The following is a 1,098-nucleotide window of genomic DNA, read 5'->3' as shown; positions in this document are numbered from 1 at the left end:
GGCGGTTCGGCCGTGACCGACGCGCGAGCGCCGGCGCGGGACCAGCGCAGGCCACAGGCGTGGACATCGGCCGGCAGTTCGGGCCCCGCGCGGCCGGCGGCGATCGCCCCGAGGTCGGCGAGATCCGTACCGAGGGCCACCTCGACGGGCAGGCGCAACGGATGCGGGGCCGCGCTGCGCAGCGTGATCCGTTCCGTGCCGTCCGCGCAGCGTGTCCGCTCCACGACCACGTCCGGGTCCGGGCCGTCGCCTCGCGGGGACACCCGCAGCGTCCCCACGAAACGGGCCCGGTCGGCGGCCACCATCCGCGCCTGGACCGCGAGCGGCTCCCGCCCGGCCACGCGGACCTGGCACCGGGAGAGGAGACGCCGTCCCGCGCGGTAGAACCCCTCCAGCCCGCTGCCGGTCTGCTGTCCCCGTTCCGTCGAGATGGCGAGGCCGGGCAGGGCGACGCAGATCATGGCGGTGTGCGCGGGCGGCAGATCGGCGGGCCACCGGCGGGTGGGGTGGTGATCCCGCTGTCGTGGCAGTGGCGTCCGCGTGCCGGTCAGGGCTCCGGCACGGTCGGCGAAGGAGGCGGGCGGAGCCGGCTGGTGCATGGGAAGGCTTTCTCTGTGCTCGGTGTGGCTCGGGCGGGCCCGCCGCCGACAGGCTTCGGTCAGGCCGGTGGAAGTGGTGTACGACGTCACGCCCCGTCCAGGCGTTCCGCCACTCAGGTGAACGGGACCAGCCGTCTCCGGGTCACGCCCACGCCCGCCCGCGTCGCGGGCAGGACCGTGCCATCCAGTGTCTGAGCGGCCTGGAAGGTACCCCCGGGGCGGTGGAGGTCCCCACTCGGGCGGAGCCGAGAGTGGGTGAAGCCGAGCGGTGGGAGTGCCTCTCGCCCATGGACCCCGCTTGAGCGAAGCCGAGAGCGGGGGGCGCCCCGCCAACGCCGGGCCGCGCGGCCTCCTCGCCCGCTCCGGACAGCCACAGCCTGTCCGGAGCGGGCCTCCGGACAGGCTCCCGGCCCGATGGCACAGCGCGGACAGCACCCCCGCCGCCCCCCACTACGCCTCTTCGAGGCCGGTTCCTGCTCACCGAGCGCAGCACCACAGT

1 protein-coding gene is annotated in these 1,098 nt (G+C 75.7%); it reads right to left on the bottom strand.

Features of this window, described 5'->3' with window-relative positions:
* The coding region (locus tag B7767_RS31495) for a glycogen debranching N-terminal domain-containing protein (RefSeq protein ID WP_306298010.1) at positions 1-461 on the bottom strand (461 nt) is incomplete at its 3' end.
* Positions 462-1,098 lie beyond the last annotated feature (637 nt).

Source organism: Streptomyces sp. 13-12-16 (assembly GCF_002114215.1).
Classification (GTDB): Bacteria; Actinomycetota; Actinomycetes; order Streptomycetales; family Streptomycetaceae; genus Streptomyces.
The sequence above is the reverse complement of the archived record's forward strand: the minus strand, read 5'-3'. Positions and strand labels throughout refer to the sequence as shown.